Source organism: Frankia sp. CcWB2, from assembly GCF_977927585.1.
Genome location: NZ_CDWRCM010000002.1, coordinates 4305 through 6678, shown reverse-complemented (window position 1 = coordinate 6678; position 2374 = coordinate 4305). Strand labels below are relative to the sequence as shown.

2 protein-coding genes are annotated in these 2374 nt (G+C 71.0%); both read left to right on the top strand.

What is annotated here, in order from left to right:
* Nucleotides 1–6 precede the first annotated feature (6 nt).
* Nucleotides 7–1026 (top strand): 4-hydroxy-tetrahydrodipicolinate synthase, encoded by a 1020-nt coding sequence (gene dapA / locus ACY45C_RS00780; RefSeq protein ID WP_462185795.1) that lies wholly within the window; start codon nucleotides 7–9, stop codon nucleotides 1024–1026.
* On the top strand, nucleotides 1023–2374 hold a 1352-nt coding region (locus tag ACY45C_RS00775), incomplete at its 3' end, for a ribonuclease J (protein WP_462185754.1). The genes dapA and ACY45C_RS00775, both read left to right, overlap by 4 nt.

Sequence of the window (2374 nt, the reverse complement as noted above, 5' to 3'; positions counted from 1 at the left end):
TCTAGCGTGACCGGTATGTCAATGTTGCCGCCGGCGCCGTTCGGGCGCGTGATCACAGCGATGGTCACGCCGTTCCGGGCGGACGGCGGTCTCGATGAGGCGGGTGCCGCGGAGCTCGCGAACCGTCTGGTGGACGCCGGCAACGACGGGCTCGTGGTCAACGGCACCACCGGGGAGTCTCCGACGACCACCGCCGAGGAGAAGGACCGCCTGGTGCGGGTCGTCGTCGAGGCCGTGGGAAGCCGCGCCCGCGTGATCTCCGGTGTCGGGACGAGTGACACCGCGCACAGCGTGGAACTGGCGCGGGCCGCCGAAGCCGCGGGCGCGCACGGTCTGCTCGTCGTGACGCCCTACTACAACAAGCCACCGCAGGCCGGGTTGCTGCGGCATTTCGTCACCGTCGCCGAGGCGACCGGGCTACCGGTCGTCATCTACGACATCCCCGGCCGGACCGGGGTCCCGGTGGCGTCGGAGACTCTGGTGCGGTTGGCCGAACACCCGCGTATCGTCGCGGTCAAGGACGCTAAGGACGATCTGCCCGCATCCTCCTGGGTGCTGGCGCGGACCGGTCTGGCGTATTACTCCGGCACCGACGCGCTCAACCTGCCGTTGCTGTCCATCGGGGCCTGCGGAGTCATCAGTGTTGTCGGGCACGTGGCCGCACCCGCGATCCGTGCCATGATCGAGGCCTTCGGGGCCGGTGAGGTGGGTCGGGCGATCGCGCTGCATCAGGGCTTGCTGCCCGCGTATGAAGGAATGTTCCGCAGCCAGGGCGTGATCCTGGCCAAGGCCGCGCTGCGGCTGGCCGGGCTGCCCGCGGGGCCGGTCCGGCCACCGTTGGTGGACGCCGCTCCCGCCGAGGTCGCGCGGCTGCGGGCGGACCTCGCCGAGGCGGTCCTCGACGTCGCCGGGCCACCGGGCGCGCCGGCCGGCGCCTCGTCCGGGCCCGTCTCGTCCGGGCCCGTCTCGTCCGGGCCCGCCTCGTCTGTCGGGCTGGCCGTCGCCGCGGCGGGTGAGGTCTCATGAGCCATCCGCATCCCGACCTCGGCCCGCCGCCGCCGCTGCGCGCGGACGGCCTGCGGATCATCCCGCTCGGTGGGGTCGGGGAGATCGGTCGCAACATGACCGTCTTCGAACACGCCGGCCGGCTGCTGATCGTGGACTGCGGGGTGTTGTTCCCGGAGGACGTCCAGCCGGGGATCGACCTGATCCTGCCCGACTTCACCGCCATCCGGGATCGCCTCGACGACATCGAGGCGGTGATCCTCACCCACGCGCACGAGGATCACATCGGGGCGGTGCCCTACCTGCTGCGGGAACGGCGTGACATCCCGCTGATCGGCACCCGGCTTACCCTGGCGCTGATGAACGCGAAGCTCGCCGAGCACCGCGTCAAGGCGGTCACTCAGGAGATCCGGGAGGAGGAGCGGCACGCCTTCGGGCCGTTCGAGTGCGAGTTCTTCGCGGTCAACCACTCCATCCCGGACGCCGTGGCCGTGGCCATCCGCACCGAGGCCGGGCTCGTCTTGCACACCGGCGACTTCAAGATGGACCAGCTGCCGCTCGACGGCCGGCTGACCGACCTGGGGGGCTTCGCGCGGCTCGGCCGCGAGGGTGTGGACCTGCTGCTGTCCGACTCGACCAACGCCGAGGTGCCCGGGTTCGTCACCTCCGAGCGGGAGATCGCCCCGGTGCTCGACGGAGTCTTCCGCGAGGCGACCCGCCGGATCATCATCGCCTGCTTCGCCAGCCATGTGCACCGGGTGCAGCAGGTGCTCGACGCGGCCGAGGAGCACGGTCGGTCGGTCTGCTTCGTGGGCAGGTCGATGGTCCGCAACATGGGAGTGGCCCGCGACCTCGGGTTGCTGCAGGTGCCACCGGGTCTGATCGTCGACGCCCGGGACGTGGACGCGCTGCCGGACCGCAACATCTGCCTGATCTCCACGGGCTCCCAGGGGGAGCCGCTCTCGGCCCTGTCCCGGATGGCCAATCGGGATCACCAGATCCGCATCCAGGCCGGCGACACGGTCGTGCTCGCCTCCAGCCTCATCCCCGGCAACGAGAACGCGGTGTTCCGGGTGATCAACGGGCTGACCCGCTACGGCGCCAAGGTCGTTCACAAGGGCGTGGCGAAGGTTCACACCTCGGGTCACGCCCCGGCGGGCGAGCTGCTCTACGTCCTGAACGCCACCAGGCCGTCCAACGTCATGCCGGTCCACGGCGAATGGCGGCACCTGCGGGCCCACGCCAAGCTCGCCGAGGCGACCGGGGTGCCCCCGGACCACGTGGTGCTCGCCGAGGACGGCATGGTCATCGACCTGCTCGACGGCCGGGCGCGGATCACCGGCGTTGTTCCCTGCGGCTATGTCTACGT